Source organism: Emcibacter sp., assembly GCF_963675455.1.
GTDB lineage: Bacteria > Pseudomonadota > Alphaproteobacteria > Sphingomonadales > Emcibacteraceae > Emcibacter.
Genome location: NZ_OY776217.1, coordinates 3,276,574 through 3,293,029 on the forward strand (window position 1 = coordinate 3,276,574; position 16,456 = coordinate 3,293,029).

At 53.2% G+C, this 16,456-nt stretch carries 14 protein-coding genes; 7 read left to right on the plus strand and 7 right to left on the minus strand.

All coding sequences use genetic code 11. From position 1 onward, the window contains the following. Window positions 1-783: 783 nt before the first annotated feature. From ACORNT_RS15230 to ACORNT_RS15240, 3 genes are all read right to left on the minus strand, one after another. Window positions 784-1,428, minus strand: a complete 645-nt coding sequence (locus ACORNT_RS15230; protein ID WP_321392713.1) for an HAD family hydrolase — start codon at window positions 1,426-1,428, stop codon at window positions 784-786. Window positions 1,429-1,531: 103 nt separating this feature from the next. Beyond that, window positions 1,532-1,999, minus strand: a complete 468-nt coding sequence (locus ACORNT_RS15235; protein WP_321392716.1) for a Dps family protein — start codon at window positions 1,997-1,999, stop codon at window positions 1,532-1,534. Window positions 2,000-2,167: 168 nt separating this feature from the next. Beyond that, window positions 2,168-4,051 carry a methyltransferase domain-containing protein gene (locus ACORNT_RS15240; protein ID WP_321392718.1) on the minus strand — a complete coding sequence of 628 codons (1,884 nt, stop codon included), beginning with the start codon at window positions 4,049-4,051 and terminating at the stop codon, window positions 2,168-2,170. 160 nt (window positions 4,052-4,211) lie between these two features. Here ACORNT_RS15240 and ACORNT_RS15245 point away from each other — a divergent pair, with 160 nt between their 5' ends. Then, window positions 4,212-5,093 carry a LysR family transcriptional regulator gene (locus ACORNT_RS15245; RefSeq protein WP_321392720.1) on the plus strand — a complete coding sequence of 294 codons (882 nt, stop codon included), beginning with the start codon at window positions 4,212-4,214 and terminating at the stop codon, window positions 5,091-5,093. Between the two features lie 23 nt (window positions 5,094-5,116). On the opposite strand, the gene ACORNT_RS15250 is transcribed toward ACORNT_RS15245, so the two are convergent. Continuing rightward, window positions 5,117-5,284 carry a hypothetical protein gene (locus ACORNT_RS15250; RefSeq protein WP_321392723.1) on the minus strand — a complete coding sequence of 56 codons (168 nt, stop codon included), beginning with the start codon at window positions 5,282-5,284 and terminating at the stop codon, window positions 5,117-5,119. A gap of 257 nt (window positions 5,285-5,541) precedes the next feature. Here ACORNT_RS15250 and ACORNT_RS15255 point away from each other — a divergent pair, with 257 nt between their 5' ends. Then, window positions 5,542-5,814, plus strand: a complete 273-nt coding sequence (locus tag ACORNT_RS15255) for a hypothetical protein (RefSeq protein ID WP_321392725.1) — start codon at window positions 5,542-5,544, stop codon at window positions 5,812-5,814. A gap of 109 nt (window positions 5,815-5,923) precedes the next feature. Here the strand turns inward: ACORNT_RS15255 and ACORNT_RS15260 are convergent, their stop codons facing one another. Further along, the gene (locus ACORNT_RS15260; RefSeq protein ID WP_321392727.1) at window positions 5,924-7,126 is read right to left on the minus strand and encodes a pyridoxal phosphate-dependent aminotransferase; all 1,203 of its coding nucleotides are present in this window, start codon (window positions 7,124-7,126) and stop codon (window positions 5,924-5,926) included. Between the two features lie 222 nt (window positions 7,127-7,348). Here ACORNT_RS15260 and ACORNT_RS15265 point away from each other — a divergent pair, with 222 nt between their 5' ends. From ACORNT_RS15265 to uvrB, 3 genes are all read left to right on the plus strand, one after another. Next, window positions 7,349-8,929, plus strand: coding sequence for an MBOAT family protein (locus ACORNT_RS15265; protein ID WP_321392730.1), 1,581 nt, complete (start codon window positions 7,349-7,351; stop codon window positions 8,927-8,929). A 15-nt stretch (window positions 8,930-8,944) separates the two neighbouring features. Beyond that, window positions 8,945-10,162 carry a hypothetical protein gene (locus ACORNT_RS15270; protein WP_321392732.1) on the plus strand — a complete coding sequence of 406 codons (1,218 nt, stop codon included), beginning with the start codon at window positions 8,945-8,947 and terminating at the stop codon, window positions 10,160-10,162. A gap of 105 nt (window positions 10,163-10,267) precedes the next feature. Next, entirely contained in the window at window positions 10,268-12,421 is a 2,154-nt protein-coding gene (gene uvrB, locus ACORNT_RS15275) for an excinuclease ABC subunit UvrB (RefSeq protein WP_420717578.1), read from the plus strand. Between the two features lie 474 nt (window positions 12,422-12,895). Here uvrB and ACORNT_RS15280 read toward each other — a convergent pair whose 3' ends face one another. Continuing rightward, on the minus strand, window positions 12,896-13,189 hold the full coding sequence (locus tag ACORNT_RS15280) for a GIY-YIG nuclease family protein (protein ID WP_420717579.1): 294 nt from the start codon (window positions 13,187-13,189) through the stop codon (window positions 12,896-12,898). Between the two features lie 212 nt (window positions 13,190-13,401). Here ACORNT_RS15280 and ACORNT_RS15285 point away from each other — a divergent pair, with 212 nt between their 5' ends. Beyond that, complete coding sequence (locus ACORNT_RS15285) at window positions 13,402-14,799, plus strand: pentapeptide repeat-containing protein (protein WP_321392742.1); 1,398 nt, start codon at window positions 13,402-13,404, stop codon at window positions 14,797-14,799. Between the two features lie 582 nt (window positions 14,800-15,381). Here ACORNT_RS15285 and ACORNT_RS15290 read toward each other — a convergent pair. Continuing rightward, complete coding sequence (locus tag ACORNT_RS15290; protein ID WP_321392744.1) at window positions 15,382-15,957, minus strand: helix-turn-helix transcriptional regulator; 576 nt, start codon at window positions 15,955-15,957, stop codon at window positions 15,382-15,384. Between the two features lie 104 nt (window positions 15,958-16,061). Between ACORNT_RS15290 and ACORNT_RS15295 the strand changes: the two genes are divergently transcribed. Next, complete coding sequence (locus ACORNT_RS15295) at window positions 16,062-16,355, plus strand: helix-turn-helix domain-containing protein (RefSeq protein ID WP_321392746.1); 294 nt, start codon at window positions 16,062-16,064, stop codon at window positions 16,353-16,355. The last annotated feature ends 101 nt before the right edge of the window (window positions 16,356-16,456 follow it).

Consider the following 16,456-nt stretch of genomic DNA (forward strand, 5'->3'; position numbering starts at 1 on the left):
TGCGTATTATGCATGCCTGCTTTGTATTTTAAAAGGGTAGCCACACAAACCGAATGTGCGTATAACTTAACTCAGATGTTGCGTTGCATCATCTCCTGAAAGAACCTCCCAAGTAATTTCAGGCGCTATAATCGGATGTCCTCCCAGATGAAGATTATAGCTTGTTTCATTGTCTCCCAGACATGAAGCCTCCCTATATTTTTGACTATGCCGGGCTTGTCCCGGCATTTTTTTTGCCTTCCCGCCAGAAACGCCCTGTTAATAATCCGTGATATTTTGCATCGCGATATTTTTTCTGCTTTTATACAAAATAGGGTTTTTTCTTTGTTTATAATATATTTTTCACATAAAAGCCCTTTACAAAACCAACTATCGCCCCTATCTTGATTACAGATGTTGCATTGCAATATCTTCAAGGCAACGCCATGTTGCTTTGAGCTGTAGCGGACATGCCTCCCATATGTTTGTTACAGTTGTTTCATTGTCTCCCAGACATGAAGCCTCCCTATATTTTTGACTATGCCGGGTTCGTCCCGGCATTTTTTTTGCTTTATCCGCTACCCTGCCGCATTGCGGCACAATAGCCGTCCAGGGATATAGCAGGCACCGACCATCCGGATCAAACGCCTATTTAAAGGGCATGAGCCCTGCATATTTTGCAGAGCTCATGCTTTTACAACCGAAAATTCCCCATATAAGTCAATAACTTACCAAACGGTTGTTTGAGGCATAAATTGCATAAATAGTAGACATAAATGGTATGTGGTTAAATTTTAGACATTTCTAGCCCAGGTGATCCAGAACCTCCGTCATTCGATGAATGACCACGCCGCCGGCTTTCAAAAGATCGTCACACTCCCCGCGCACGCTGTAGGCCAGCACATCCATCCCGGCGGCCACGGCGCCACGCACGCCGGGAAGGCTGTCTTCCACAACCAGACAGAGGGCCGGGTCGATTCCCATCCGTTCAGCAGCAAACAAATAGAGATCCGGCCAGGGTTTGCCGCGGCTCACCTGGCTGGAGCTGAAGATTCGCCCGTCAAAGTCCTCTTTCAGCCCGGTCAGGCCCAACGTCACTTCCATTTTGGCGAAATCTCCGCTGGATGCGACGCAACTCCTGATTCCTTGTTCCCTGAGATGAGCCACCACATCGTGGATTCCCTCTACCGCCGTCAGTTCCCGGTGAAAAACCTCGAAGGTTTCCGCCTGCACCCGGTCGAGAAAATCTTCCGGCAAACCGTGTCCCAGAAGCTGCTCTGCCCTACTGACAACCGAAGACATACTCAGGCCGACAAATTCTGACACCACCTCTGACAGGGATAAATCAAGCCCTTCCCGCGCCAATCCATCCCGCAACACCTGGTTGGCAAGTGGTTCGCTGTCCACCAGAACGCCGTCACAGTCAAAAATTACAAGTTCATACTTCATTAAAATTCCAAATAAAAAGGCAGCTTCAGATTTCTGAAGCTACCTTTACACGGTTTAATTTAATTTTGCCATATGGGGCCAACCTGGCCGGGGCAGAAAATTTCTAGTTCAGCAGGGATCTCAGCATCCAGGCGTTTTTCTCGGAAATTTCCATACGGTCCCCCAGAAGGCCGACCGTAGGTTCATCGCCGGCATCTGCCGCCAGCGGCACAATGGAGCGCGCTGTACGGGTTACCGTCTCGTTGGCTTCCACCAGATTGCGGATCATTTCCTCGGCGGACGGAATACCGTCATCTTCCGGAATAGAGGTCAGTTTGGCGAATTCCTGATAGGTTCCGGGCGCATATTCGCCAAGAGCCCGAATCCGCTCGGCAATCACGTCGATGGCCGCCCACAGTTCCGTATAATGGACTTCAAACTGGGCATGCAGGGTCTGGAACATCGGACCCGTCACATTCCAGTGATAATTATGGGTCTTGAGGTACAGGGTATAGGTATCCGCCATCAGTCGGCTGAGGCCTTCAGCAATCTGCTGTCTTGTCTCGTTGTCCATACCAATATTGATCTGCATTTCATTCTCCTCTTATTAAGTCCAGTACTTAATATATAGTTTAGAATAATTATAAAACAAGGCGGGTGCCGAAAATAACAACATCATTATAGCCTCTTTGACAGCAATAACAACATCGTGCGTCCGGCACCCTGATTCTGGTTAATTCTTTCGGAAAATGCCCCAACCTCAGGATTCAAGAGCGTGGCGCTGGAGGGCGGCATCCAGAATACGCCGCAACATTTCCCGATAGCTCAGCCCGGCATATCCTGCCATAAAGTTGAGCTTGCCGTCCCAGCACCAGCCCGGATTGGGATTCACTTCCAGAAGCTTGATCACGCCCTCGCTGTCCGCCCTGAAATCAAACCGGGCATAATCCCGGCAGTCCAGCCGCTCAAACAGGATACAGGACCAGCTGGTCAGGTTGCGGACATCCTGTTCGGAAAGCTCCGCCGGATGATATTTAATGTCCTGCCAATAGGGGGAGTCCGGATCCCATTTGGATTCATAGTTCAGAATACGCGGCAGTTCGGGGGCAAGTCCGCTGTAATCCACTTCCAGCACCGGCAATGCATTCAGACCGGCCCCTGGATTCCCGATCAGCCCGACGCTGAACTCCCGGCCCGGCAAAAATTCCTGTATCAGATAAGGCTGGCCGGGGAGGACAGACTGCAGGTAAGACAGATAATCGATGGCTTCATCCACATTATGCACGATGGCGTTGCGGGTGATGCCGATACTGCTGTCCCCGAGGCAAGGCTTGATCAGGGCCGGAAATACCGCAGGGACAGTGGCGGCAAAATCATCCTGATCGAAATAGGTCTCCAGCGGCACCGGAATATCATACATGGCGGCGATTGCCCGAACCTGTGACTTGTTATAACAAAGCGACAGCGCGTTCGGACCCGCCCCGGAATAGGGCACGCCGAATATTTCCAGCAGAGCCGGCACATGCAGTTCCTTCAGGGGATCATTGGCCAGACCTTCATCACACAGATTAAAGACAAATCCCGGCTTGTTTTGTGCCAGTCGATCGATCAGCCCTGAATGATCATCGAGATATTCGAAGTCATAATCCTTCAGACCGGCCAGGCCTTCCTTGAGCTTCTCAATAGTGGCCAGATCCTCGTCATTAAACACCCCGTTCTTTTTAACCGCATCCGGCAGACGCGGATCTCCCATCAGAACCGTAATTTTGCCGATCTTTACTTCGGGAATGACTTCTGCAGCAGTTGTCGCGGACACGGCAGTCAGGAAATAACGCCGTTCCATCATGCCCAGGTCCTCTCCCCGGTCGGAATCGGCAAAGATCTGCGTATGGAAAACCACATCCCGGAACCCGGCCCGTTTAAGCAGGTCCTCGATCCGGTCGCGGGAATAGAGCCGCTCTGCATAGATCTGGTCGGCAATCACGCCTTTTTCCGCATGCACGATCACCTCGCGGGAAATCAGCCGGTCGCCGTCCTCGGACAGGGATCGTTCCCGGCAGACAAACTGGTTTTCATCAATCCATTCCCAGGAGCGCGGGTCGAAATTGGCGCTGATCCAGGCGCCGTCGGTGATATCCAGGGCAAGACGTCCCCCCGGCCGCAGGCATCTCAGAATGGTTTGCAGCACCGTCAGGTCATCTTCCTCCCGGGCGAAATAACCGAAGCTGTTGCCCATGACGATGACACTGTCATAGTTTCTTTCCGTTGTCGGGATCTTGCGGGCGTCACCTTCTCTGAACTTGACGGTCAGGCCCCGTTCGCGGGCCCGTTTACGGGCCAGCCGGATCAGATAGCGGGACCGGTCAAGACCGGACACATTAACAAACCCCCGGGCCGCAAGCTCCAGGGAGTGACGTCCCTGGCCGCAGCACAGATCAAGGATCTTGTCGCCCGGCTTCAGCTCCAGCTTGTCCACAACCAGATCCACCTCCCGGGCGGTATTGACCTGGTTTTCCACCACATCACCGTCGGTTTTCAGATACAGGGAATTGAACAGGGACTGCCACCAGTTATTAGGGAGGTGCCTCTCAAGGTCGGGAACAGGCCCCAGCGTACGCCGTTCGGGCCTTTGTTTTTTACTCATTTCAGGAATACCATCAAAAGGGAGCGATCGCCCAGGTGCGTCAGGACCCCCAAGGTTAAAATGCAATGCGGCAATTAGTCCATATTTTTATTATCAATAAAGAGAATTTATTCTATAGTTCATATGCAGTTATTAAATAGATAGAATGACGGAAACAGCCATGGATATTGCACAGATCAGAACCTTCATTGCGGTCTATGAAACCGGCAGCTTTCTTGCCGCCGCAGAACGTGTCCATGTGACCCAGTCCACGGTCAGCATCCGCATCAAAAACCTCGAAAACCAGATCGGAACGGTGTTGTTTGACCGCAACAAACAGGGCGCCACACCAACCCTGTCCGGGCGGCACTTCCTCAAACACGCCATCGCCCTGTCGCGGATCTGGGACCAGGCCCGTCTGGATATCGGCATCGGCGAGGAACAGGAAACAATTCTGCGCATCGGCGCCCAGGTCAGCCTGTGGGACGGGTTCCTGCTCAGCCTCCTGCCGTGGATGCGGGCCCATGCGCCGGAAGTGGCGATCCGGACGGAAACCGGCCATTCCCCCGAACTGACCCGCAACCTGACGGAATATTCGCTGGATATCGCAGTCATGTACCGGCCGGAAAACCGGCCTGGCTTCCGGGTCCGGCAGGTTCTGGACGAGGAGGTTATCCTTGTCTCTTCAGCGGATCCCGACCGGGATATTTTCGACCAGGAATATGTCTATGTGAACTGGGGGCCGGAATTCCAGGGCGACCATGCCCTGAATTTTCCGGACATGAACGTGCCCCGGATTTCCCTGGATGTGGGCACCCTGGGTATTGATTATCTTCTGGAAACACCGGCCAGCGGTTATTTCCCGAAACGTATTGCCGCCCCGCTGATCAGGAGCGGCCGCCTGTGGCAGGTCGAAAGCGCGCCCCACTTCACCTATCCCGCCTATATGGTGTACGGGGAGGACATCGATTCCGATCTGATGGAGCTTATCCTGAAAGGGGTAGAGGAAATCACCACGGCCATGCCGGACCTGAAAAAACCTTCAGGTCAGAAATCTGCATAAAATCCGGGAATAACCGGGACAGATCAGTCCTGGTCGCGGTATTTCTCACGACGGGACTGGCGCCGGGTCTCTTCCACCCGTCTTTTCCGGTCCTCCCGGTAGTCGCTCTCGTCGTCGTCGTAATTATCGGCTTTGTTATTGCTATACTGTCTGGCGGATCCGTGTTCGCCGGTTGACCTGTGGTGTTTCATTCCATGCGTTCCTGTGAAAAAAAACAGCTTTTTCATTTTTTACTATTATTGAAATCCCGATATCGGAAAAGCGAATTTATTTGATGTATATTATTTAATAATCAAATAGATAGTCCATTACAGGGCGTTAGACAGGGACCCGGAGGGCGTTATTATTGCCTTTCCACATAATATCTATTGAATAAATTCTCTTTATTTCCACCACAGACAGCGCATTAATTCGCCTTACCTTTTGTGGAAATAAATGGATTATTCCGATGAAAAAAATCGCCTTTTCTATGGCCCCGGTTTTGGCCCTTCTGGCCGCTTCCCCGGCTTTTGCAGCCGACCTTAAAAATAACGATGATGTTGCGCACGAGATTTATGTGGAATCCGCCGAGACGGAAAAAACCGTCACCATCGAGGCCCACGCGACACTGCATGACCTGTGCCACAATTGTTATGTGGAAGTGGTTGAGAGCGGCAGCGCCCTGTCCGTTGAAGAAGAAGAAAACCTGACCATTACCGACGGCCAGCTTTCCGTGGAATAAACCGCTGTTGCGACATTAAGTTCCCCCAAGGTTGCATCCCCTGCAACCAAACAAAGAACCCCCTGCCGACCTATGCCGACAGGGGGTTTCTTGTTTAAACTTAAATATCTTATTTCAGCGCGGCGCAGGCCCGCTGGATGCGGGTGCAGGCTTCGGTCAGCGCTTCTTCGCTGGTGGCGTAACTGACCCGGAAGTGCGGGCTCAGGCCAAAGGCCTCGCCATGCACCGCGGCAACCCCTTCTGCTTCCAGCAGGTAGGAGACCACATCCTCGTCATTGTTCAGAACCTTGCCGTCCGGGGTGGTCTTGCCGATCATGCCGGCACAGCTCGGATAGACGTAAAAGGCGCCTTCCGGGGTTGCGCACTCGATGCCTTCGGCATCATTCAGCATGCGCACCACCAGGTCGCGGCGTGTCTTAAACGCCTCGCCACGGACCTTCAGGAAATCCTGGGGGCCGTTGAGGGCCTCGACCGCTGCCGCCATGGAAATGCTGCAGGGGTTGGAGGTGGTCTGGGACTGGATCTTGCCGATCGCCTTGATCAGCTCCACCGGACCCGCCGCATAACCGATACGCCAGCCGGTCATGGCATAGGCCTTGGACACGCCGTTGACGGTCAGGGTGCGGTCGTAAAGTTTCGGTTCCACCTGGGCCGGGGTGCAAAACTCAAAACCGTCATAGACAAGATGTTCGTACATGTCGTCGCTCATCACCCAGACATGGGGGTGTTTGAGCAGCACATCGGTCAGCGCCTTGAGCTCGTCCCGGCTGTAGGCCGCACCGGTCGGGTTGGACGGACTGTTGAGGATCACCCATTTGGTTTTGGGCGTGATCGCCGCATCCAGGTCTTCCGGCTGCAGCTTGAATTTATTTTCCTGGGTGCATTCCACGATCACCGGCTTGCCGCCGACCAGCAGGGTCATGTCCGGATAGGAGACCCAGTAAGGGGCCGGAATGATCACTTCGTCGCCCGGATTGATGGTCGCCATCAGGGCGTTGAACAGAGTGTGCTTGCCGCCGTTATTGATGGTTACCTGGCTGGGCTCGTAATCCAGACCGTTTTCCCGTTTGAACTTGGCGGCCACCGCCTTTTTCAGCTCGGGCGTGCCGTCAGGGGCGGTATATTTGGTCTTGCCCTCGTTAATGGCCTTGATGGCGGCGTCCTTGATGTTTTGGGGGGTGTCAAAGTCAGGTTCCCCTGCGCCCAGGCCAATCACGTCGCGGCCGGCAGCTTTCAGTTCGGCTGCCTTGGTCGTCACAGCAATGGTCGGGGAAGGTTTCACACGGCTTAAGGAGTCTGCGATAAAGGCCATTTCTTTCCCTTTCTGTGGTGGTCTTCTGTTGTTGTGGCAACAGTTCAGTTCGAGCGCGAACCTACGAAAACTCACGTCCTTCTGCAAGCAGAGTTTCACAAAAAAACAAAAGAATTATCACATCCTGAGACTAAACTGGTTTGAGAAAAAATCTTCTTTGTTTATCATATGTTTATATTCCCGCGCTAAGACACAGGGGAAATAAAAAAAGGGGCGGACAACGTGCTTTTCAATTCCTACGAATTTATTTTTGCCTTTTTGCCGGTCACAGTGGCGTTATTTTTCCTGGTGTCGCGCTTTGACCATGAGAAAGCCATTGGCGTTCTGGTGCTGGCCTCGCTGTTTTTTTACGGCTGGTGGAATCCGAAATATCTGTTCCTGATTATCCTGTCCATGGCAATCAACTATGGCGTCGGCCGGCTGCTGGGCAACGGGGATAAATCCCGCGGCAGGAAAAGGACCATCCTGACCCTCGGCATTGTCTTCAACCTCGGGCTGCTCGGCTATTATAAATATGCCGGGTTCTTCGTGGAAAATGTGGCGGCGCTCACCGGCCTGGACTGGCAGATCGGCACCATCATCCTGCCGCTGGCCATTTCCTTTTTCACCTTCCAGCAGATCGCCTATCTGGTAGACGCCTATGAAGGCATCACCAAAGAATATAAATTCCTCCATTACGCCCTGTTCGTGACCTTCTTCCCGCAGCTCATTGCCGGACCCATCGTCCATCACAAGGAGATGCTGCCCCAGTTCATGCAGGACGAGAAGATGCGCCTGCGGCTCGACAACATCACCATCGGGCTGATGATTTTCTCCATCGGCCTGTTCAAGAAAGCGGTGCTGGCCGACGGCGTTGCGGTCTATGCCACGCCGGTCTTCAGTCTGGCCGGGACCGGTACAGAGATCGGCTTTTTCGAGGCCTGGGGCGGGGCGCTGGCCTATACCCTGCAGCTTTATTTTGATTTTTCCGGCTATTCCGACATGGCCATCGGCGCGGCCCGGCTGTTCGGCATCAAGCTGCCGCTCAATTTCCATTCGCCCTACAAGGCGCTCAGCATCACCGAATTCTGGCGGCGCTGGCATATGACCCTGTCCCGCTTCCTGCGCGACTATGTCTATATCCCGCTCGGCGGCAACCGCAAGGGCAAGGCCCGGCGTTATGTCAACCTCAGCACCACCATGCTGCTCGGCGGGTTGTGGCATGGGGCCGGCTGGACCTTTGTCATCTGGGGCGCCCTGCACGGGCTCTATCTGGTGATCAATCACGGCTGGCATTTTGTCCAGCAGAAACTGGGCTGGCAGGGCCTGAACGGCTCCCGCCTGTGGCGCGGTTTCGCCTGGGCCCTCACCTTCCTCGCCGTGGTCGTCGGCTGGGTGTTTTTCCGGGCGGAAGATTACAATACCGCCGCCGTCATCCTGAAGGGCATGAGCGGCATGAGCCATGTCAGCATCCCCAACGGCATCGCCGTGCATCTGGGGCCGCTGAAAGACATGCTCTCAAGCCTCGGCATCAACTTCTCCCTTGGCGGCGGCAGCGACTTCGTCTGGACCTGGGTCTGGATCCTCATTCTACTGCCGGCGGCGCTGCTGCTGCCCAATACCCAGCAGATCATGGAGAAATTCGAGCCCGCCTATAACAGCCTGAAGGATGAGGTAAACTACACCCTGCTGAGCGACAGCCCCCTTATGCGGCGGATTAAATTCCGGCCCACGGTGGGCTGGGCAGCCGTCTGCGCCTTCATGACCGTCACCGGACTCCTGGCCCTGAGCCAGATTTCCGAATTCCTCTATTTCCAGTTCTAGGCGGGAGAAGATAACATGAGCCTGAAAAAATTCTTCCTTGCCTGGCTGGTCTTTGTCCTGCTGTTTGTCGCGGCGGCGGCGTCCCTGACATATTTCACCGACCCCTATCTGATGTACGGGCATGCGCCCAAAGAGGGTTTCAACGCCGTCAAGCCCGAGGCCGGCACCCATTCCCGCCAGGCCCGGCTGCATCTGGCCCACAAGACCGACATGGATGTGCTGATCGTCGGCAACAGCCGGGTCGAAATGGGTCTTGATCCCGAACATGAACTGTTCAAAGCCCGCGGCCACAGGGTCTTTAACCTGGGCCTGCCGGGCAGTCCGCTCGACATGCAATATGGCTATGCCCTGGACCTGGTGCGGGATAAAGACATCAAGGCCGTGTTGATCGGGGTGGATTTCCTCGATTTTCTGGTCAAGCCGGGCACCCTGCCCCGGGACTGGCCCCCTGCCCCGCAGGAGCATGACAAGCGGCGCAAATATAACTGGGACGGCACGGCCAATCCGGAGTACGGGCTGCAGAAAATGAAGGACCTGCTGCTGCCGCTCGTCTCCCTCAGCGGCGTGCTCGACAGCATCAGCACCCTGACCGGACAGAAACCTCATAACAGCAGCCTGACCCCGTCCGGCTTCAACCCGGCCAATGACATGGACTACAGCACCCGCAAGGAAGGGGTGTTGGCCCTGTACCGGCAGAAAAACCCCCAGCTGGTCCAAAGCTTCACCCGGGTAAAATGGCGGACCTTTTACGAGGCCGGGCACTGGTCCGACGAACTGGCCCTGCTCGACCGCTTCGTCAAGGAACTCAGGGCGCGGGATATCGAAGTCCATATTTTCATCAATCCCTATCACATCCAGTATCTACAGATCATCGACAGCGCCGGCCTGTGGACGGAATTTGAGAAATGGAAAATGGCTCTGACCACCTTTGAAGATTATGGCGACGGGGTCAATCTGGTCGATTTCAGCCGCATCACCCCCTATCACACCGAACCGGTGCTGAAGGCGGGCAAGACGCCGCTCAAATGGTTCTGGGAACCGGCCCACTACCGCCGGGAACTGGGTGACCTGATGGTCCGCAGGCTGCTCGGCGACTGCTCCGTTGCCTTCGGCCAGACCCTGACGCTGGACAGCCTGAAGGAAAATCTGGAGGCCGACCGCAAGGTGCTGGAGGACTGGCAGAAGGCGAACCCGGACGAAGTGAATTTCGTCAACAGCTTCTTTGACAGCTAAAACTGTTAAAATCGAAAAAGGGTACTGGAAAATCCGGCCCGAAGACCCCATTATGATGTCATGAGCTCAGACACTCCAAATGGTATTCTGGCCGAACGGCCGCAGATGGCTTTTGACGGCCCGCCGAAAGGCAAATTCGAACGCCCCGACAAGACCGAGGGTGGCATTCCCTTCCGCCTGCAAAGCGATTTTGAGCCGTCCGGCGACCAGCCGGCGGCGATCGAGGCGCTGGTCGAGGGCATTAATGACGGCCTCTCGGACCAGGTGCTGCTCGGCGTGACCGGCTCGGGCAAGACCTTCACCATGGCCCAGATCATTGAAAAGACCCAGCGCCCGGCCATCATCATGGCCCACAACAAAACCCTGGCGGCCCAGCTCTACGGCGAGATGAAGTCTTTCTTCCCCGACAATGCGGTTGAATATTTCGTTTCCTATTACGATTATTACCAGCCCGAGGCTTACGTGCCCCGCTCCGACACCTATATCGAAAAAGACGCCAGCATCAATGAACATATCGACCGCATGCGCCATGCGGCGACCCGGGCCCTGTTCGAGCGCGACGATGTGATCATTGTGGCGTCGGTAAGCTGCATCTACGGCATGGGTTCGCCGGAAACCTATCTGGAAATGACCATCCCGTTCGAGGTCGGCATGCAGTTCGAACAGCGCGAGCTTCTGCGCGAACTGATCAAGCTGCAATATAAGCGCAACGACCAGGCCTTCCAGCGCGGCACATTCAGAGTCAGAGGCGATGTCATCGAGATCTTCCCCAGCCATTACGAGGACCGGGCCTGGCGGCTTGATTTCTTTGGCGACGAGCTCGAGAAAATCACCCTGTTCGATCCGCTGACCGGCGAGAAAGTGGCCGACCTGGAACAGGTCAAGCTTTATGCCAACAGCCATTATGTCACCGCCGGGCCGAGCCTGGAACAGGCCATGAAAAGCATCAAGATGGAACTGGACCAGCGCATCCCGGAACTGCAGTCCCAGGGCAAGATCCTAGAGGAAGCGCGACTTCGCGAACGGGTGCTGCTGGATCTGGAAATGATGGCCGCCACCGGCTCCTGCGCCGGGATCGAGAATTACAGCCGCCACCTCACCGGCCGCCATCCGGGCGAACCGCCGCCGACCCTGTTTGAATATCTGCCGAGCAACATGCTGCTGTTTGTCGATGAAAGCCATGTCAGCGTGCCCCAGGTGGGCGGCATGAGCAAAGGCGACTTTGCCCGCAAGAAAACCCTCGCTGACTTTGGCTTTAGGCTGCCGAGCTGTGTTGACAACCGCCCGCTGAAGTTCGATGAATGGGACCGCATGCGGCCGCAGTCGGTCTATGTCTCGGCCACGCCGGGCCCGTGGGAGCTCGCGCAAACCGACGGCGAATTTGTCGAGCAGGTGATCCGGCCGACCGGCCTGATCGATCCGCCCTGCGACATCCGCCCGGTCGAGACCCAGGTCGACGACCTGCTGCATGAGGCCCGGGCCAGCATTGATAACGGCTACCGGGTCCTGGTGACCACCCTGACCAAACGCATGGCCGAGGACCTGACCGAATATCTCGATGAAAACGGCCTCAAGGTCCGTTACCTGCACTCGGACATCGACACCCTGGAACGGATCGAGATCATTCGCGATTTGCGCATCGGCGCCTTCGACATCCTGGTCGGCATCAACCTGTTGCGCGAGGGGCTCGACATTCCCGAATGCGGCCTGGTCGCCATCCTCGATGCGGACAAGGAAGGCTTCCTGCGCAGTGAAACCTCACTCATCCAGACCATCGGCCGGGCCGCCCGCAATGTTGACGGCCGGGTGATCCTCTATGCCGATAAAATCACCAGGAGCATGCAGGCGGCGCTGGACGAAACCGACCGCCGCCGGACCAAGCAGCTGGAATATAACGAAGAACACGGCATCACCCCGGAAAGCATCAAGAAGCATATCGGCGATATCCTCGACAGCGTCGCCGAGGGCGATCATGTGCTGGTCGACACCGGCACCGACGATAATAACCTGGTCGGCCATAACCTGCGCGCCTATATCGACGGGCTCGAGAAGGACATGCGCGAGGCCGCCGGCAACCTGGAATTCGAGGAAGCGGCAAGATTGCGGGACGAGATCAAACGGCTCGAGGATGCGGAGCTCGGCATTGTGCCCCAGAAGTCCGCCGGCCGGGCCAAAGGCACTGGCCGCTCCACCGCCGGCAAGCCCGGCACCCGGCAGTATCGCAAAAAAAGCAACAATCCGACGCCACGGAAGTTTTAAACCTTCTCCGTCATCCCCCGCCCCTCCTAGTCACCCCTCACCCTTCTCCGTCACCCCCGCACCCTTGTCGTCACCCCGGCGAAAGCCGGGGTCCATTTATACGTCTGAGAGACGTGTCAGGCCGAGCTATGGATTCCTGCTTTCGCAGGAATGACAATGAAGCTGCAACTATCCCACCCGTCACCCCGGCGAAAGCCGGGGTCCATTCATACGTCTGAGAGGTGTGTCAGACCGAGCTATGGATTCCTGCTTTCGCAGGAATGAAAATAAAGCTGCAACTATCCCACCCGTCACCCCGGCGAAAGCCGGGGTCCATTCATACGTCTGAGGGATGTGTCAGAAAGAGCTATGGATTCCTGCTCTCTATGATTCTTGGCGCAGGAATGACAAGGGGATAGATAGGAAAGACGAGGAAAAATCTGGAATGACCAAGGAGGGAGCGGGAATGACGAAGGGGATAACAGGAACCCACCCTCACCCGCTGATATCTTCATAGAGATCGCGCCAGTCCGGATTCTTTTCTTCAATGGCCTCAATTTTCCAGGCCCGTTTCCAGTTCTTGATTTGCTTTTCCCGTACCAAGGCCGCCTCAATACCCTCATGTGTTTCAAACCACACCAGACGGTGAATGGAGTATTTGCGGGTAAACCCCTCAACAAGGTCGTTCCGGTGTTCATAAATCCGGCGCACCAGGTCACTGGTCACCCCCACATAGAGCGTGCCGTGCTTTTTATTGGCCAGAATGTAGACGAAGCCCCCTTTTTCCATTTCTGCATGATACTGGATTCCTGCCTTTACGGAAATGACGATTTTGAACGTCGTCACCCTCGCGAAAGCGGGGGTCCATTTGTACGTCTGAGGGATGTGTCAGGCCGAGCGATGGATTCCTGCTTTCGCAGGAATGACGGCATGGGATAAATTCCCCGCTTGCCCTCCTCGGCTTCCGTCCCGTACACTTGGCTCAACCAGAGGGGGCAAAGATGAGCGACGAAACACCCGAACAACCAGACGAAAACGGCCTGATCCCGGCGGAAGCTAATCCGTGGTGGTGGTTAGCGAATTATCATGGTGTGCCAAAGAACGAAGATGATCCCAAAATTGCTGAGAACCGCGAAACATGGAATAAAATTCTATATGCTAAACTAAAGGGCGCAAAACGCGATCTGCTAACAAAAAAAATTGATGAATTTAATTTGCCACTGTTTCGCGTCTCAGGACGATTTCCCCCACCTGAACTGCGCCAAATACGCGAATACTGCATCGAAGAAGCAAGAAAAAATTGGAAACACACCTTTGACTTTGACGGATACTTCCCTTTTGCCTTAAACGGACCCCGAAACCAAAATACTTTTAAAAATACATTATTCACCAAACCGTTATTTTTTTCTGGTTGCCTATTTGCTGATGAATTCGATTTTCAGGGAAGTACATTTGAAAAACGCGCCCATTTTAGTGATACATTTTTTCTAGACCATGCAAACTTAAGCAGATGCACCTTCAAAGGTAAGTCGTATTTTTCTAAAGCTCTATTTTTTGGCCCTGTGGCTTTTGGAGCATCAAAGTTGATTGGAAACTGCTACTTTAACGACGCAAAATTTTTAGATAATGCTAATTTCAATTCTTTTTTTTGGAATCCAAGCGCCACTCCCTACCAAGAAGCAAATTTTAGCAATACCGACTTTTTTCTTCGCGCCGATTTTCCGTCTGCAGAATTCCATACAGCTATTTTTAACGGCGCAAAATTTCATGAATCTACCAACTTCCAAAATACAATCTTCCAAGTACCTCCAAGATTTCATAAAACGACTTTGCATTCGGACACAAATTGGGAAGTTAAGAGTTGGCCAAACAATAATCCAGATGGTCTGAAACAAGCAGTAGAATGGAAGAGTTCCTGGTCAAGATTGAAACTTCATATGAACGCCCAACAGCGGCATGATCTCGAACAAATCTTTTTCTGTAAAGAAATGGAAGTTGATCGCTGTATTCTAAAGCTGAAGGGAGGGAAATACATTGAGAGATTTTCCTATTTCCTGTACAAATGGCTATCTGGATATGGTCAAAGTATTGGACTTACACTAGTTTGGTTACTCATCTTTCTCATAGCGTTTTCAGGAATATACACAACTCTTGGCATTCTCGAATACAGCAATCCCCTTGGTGCCCCCTGGTTGGAAAGTTCATTTTGGGAGGAATTGAAACTGGGATTAAAGATAAGCTTTGCCAACACGCTACCTATTCTCGGCATACATCGCTATTTCCTCTCCTCGGAAACTTCAGGCTGGATATTCGCTTTTAGCGGCCTTCAATCCACTCTTAGCCTAGTGCTGCTCTTCCTGCTCGGTCTCGGCCTCAGGAATAAATTCAGGATCAAATAACTACGTCGTCACTGTAAGATAGTGCTAGGTATGGGACAGTATTGCATCCGGGATTGAGCGGGATGTAACGGGATATACTGGGACGGAGACATAAGTAATACCGGGGGTTTCCGGGCGGCGCGGCAGCTTTTGTCGATTTTTTTTTGCTTTTTTTGTCCCATATCTCGATCTTGCCAGGCAGGAAGCGTTTTGCGGGACATATGGTACAGAAAAGGCCGCACCCCCCCAAAAACGACGAATGCGGCCTAAAATTGAATTTAAAAAATACGGCGACTACAGTTCATTAAATATTCTCCCCGTTATTCGGCGTACTGATACTCTTTTTAACAACATTTAAAGGCATTTTTTGTATCTTGCCCTTGCTCGAAGCGCTCGAGAAGGTGCGGTTAATACCGGTGAGGATGCCTCTTTTGCCCCCTCATGGCTCTGAATCATCCCCCAGATGATCCATCCCACCGACTTTGCTATGGAAAGCAGGCAAAGATATGGCGGGGCCACTCTCTAGTTGCTAGATCAAGCCCCGCCACTATCTTAGGTAGCGATTAAAAACCAGTTAACGTATTGTAATGTTTCTGCAATAAATTATTCGGACTTCAGAGAAACAGAGATAAGCCGACGCATCTTCTTGACCAAGGGATCATTAGGATCCATGTCAGTTTCCGGGCCATAGGCTTTTTCGATTTCCCACATCAAAAATGTCAATTCTTCAAACTTCTCAGGCTCAATAAGCTTTTGAGCGTCCCAGAGAGACACGTACACGCCCATGGCCGCATGAGCCAGGGTTCCCCCTTCTTCCTCGGCCTTATCTTCATCAAACAACAGATTATCCCGCTTCATTGGCCCTTCACCATAGGCGAGCCACTCCAAAGATATATCGAAGTGAAAACACAGCCGAACGATTACATCTAATTTGGGGAAATTCTTTCCCTGAATGTATTTAGTCAACATGTCATGCGAAATACCGGCGATAACTGACGCATTTTTGCGTCCTCCGGCCATTTCAGCAACCATCTCTATACGCTGTCCGAGTTCTTCTATTGAACTCGGATAAATGGAAGACGCATTTTTTCCGTCATCCGAGTTCTCATAACCCATTGTTTTCTCGTGTCTTTTTAATTTATCACGCATTTTTTCATTTTCTTTAACACGGATACGCATTTTTCCGTTTGATAAAACGCTTTTTTGCGTATATGTTTATTCAAGTTATTGCATTTTTACATCCAAATTAAAGCCCGATGCAACGGGCTGAAACAGGAAGATAGATGGCTGGTAAGCATATCGAAGACATCAAGGCGGACATTCGAAAGAAGCAGGGTAAATCCCTAGAGGAGCTTTCACTCGCCTGGGGCTACAACAAAGCTGCAATCAGCACTGCCCTTCGCCGTCCTTGGCCTGCACTCCAGAATAAAATTGCCGCTTACCTGGGATGCAAACCGAAAGCCTTGTGGCCCGATCGTTACGACCAGAATGGTCGGGAACTCCCAACCAGCCAAATTCTCAAAAACAATAGCAGTTCGGAAGCTCTCCGCAAAGATCAAAAAAGGCGGGCTGCATGAACATGAGCGCGACCAGCGAGTGTCTAAACACAATAAACACAGCAGACACCGGCATCGGTCCAGTAGCGTTTTCCATCTCAAAGTTTGGGTCGAGATGTGAA

Coding starts and splice junctions, on each gene's coding strand:
- ACORNT_RS15230 (WP_321392713.1), bottom strand. CDS start 1,428: ATGAAGTATGAACTTGTAATTTTTGACTGTGACGGCGTTCTGGTGGAC.
- ACORNT_RS15235 (WP_321392716.1), bottom strand. CDS start 1,999: ATGCAGATCAATATTGGTATGGACAACGAGACAAGACAGCAGATTGCT.
- ACORNT_RS15240 (WP_321392718.1), bottom strand. CDS start 4,051: ATGAGTAAAAAACAAAGGCCCGAACGGCGTACGCTGGGGCCTGTTCCC.
- ACORNT_RS15245 (WP_321392720.1), top strand. CDS start 4,212: ATGGATATTGCACAGATCAGAACCTTCATTGCGGTCTATGAAACCGGC.
- ACORNT_RS15250 (WP_321392723.1), bottom strand. CDS start 5,284: ATGAAACACCACAGGTCAACCGGCGAACACGGATCCGCCAGACAGTAT.
- ACORNT_RS15255 (WP_321392725.1), top strand. CDS start 5,542: ATGAAAAAAATCGCCTTTTCTATGGCCCCGGTTTTGGCCCTTCTGGCC.
- ACORNT_RS15260 (WP_321392727.1), bottom strand. CDS start 7,126: ATGGCCTTTATCGCAGACTCCTTAAGCCGTGTGAAACCTTCCCCGACC.
- ACORNT_RS15270 (WP_321392732.1), top strand. CDS start 8,945: ATGAGCCTGAAAAAATTCTTCCTTGCCTGGCTGGTCTTTGTCCTGCTG.
- uvrB (WP_420717578.1), top strand. CDS start 10,268: ATGGCTTTTGACGGCCCGCCGAAAGGCAAATTCGAACGCCCCGACAAG.
- ACORNT_RS15280 (WP_420717579.1), bottom strand. CDS start 13,189: ATGGAAAAAGGGGGCTTCGTCTACATTCTGGCCAATAAAAAGCACGGC.
- ACORNT_RS15285 (WP_321392742.1), top strand. CDS start 13,402: ATGAGCGACGAAACACCCGAACAACCAGACGAAAACGGCCTGATCCCG.
- ACORNT_RS15290 (WP_321392744.1), bottom strand. CDS start 15,957: ATGCGTATCCGTGTTAAAGAAAATGAAAAAATGCGTGATAAATTAAAA.
- ACORNT_RS15295 (WP_321392746.1), top strand. CDS start 16,062: ATGGCTGGTAAGCATATCGAAGACATCAAGGCGGACATTCGAAAGAAG.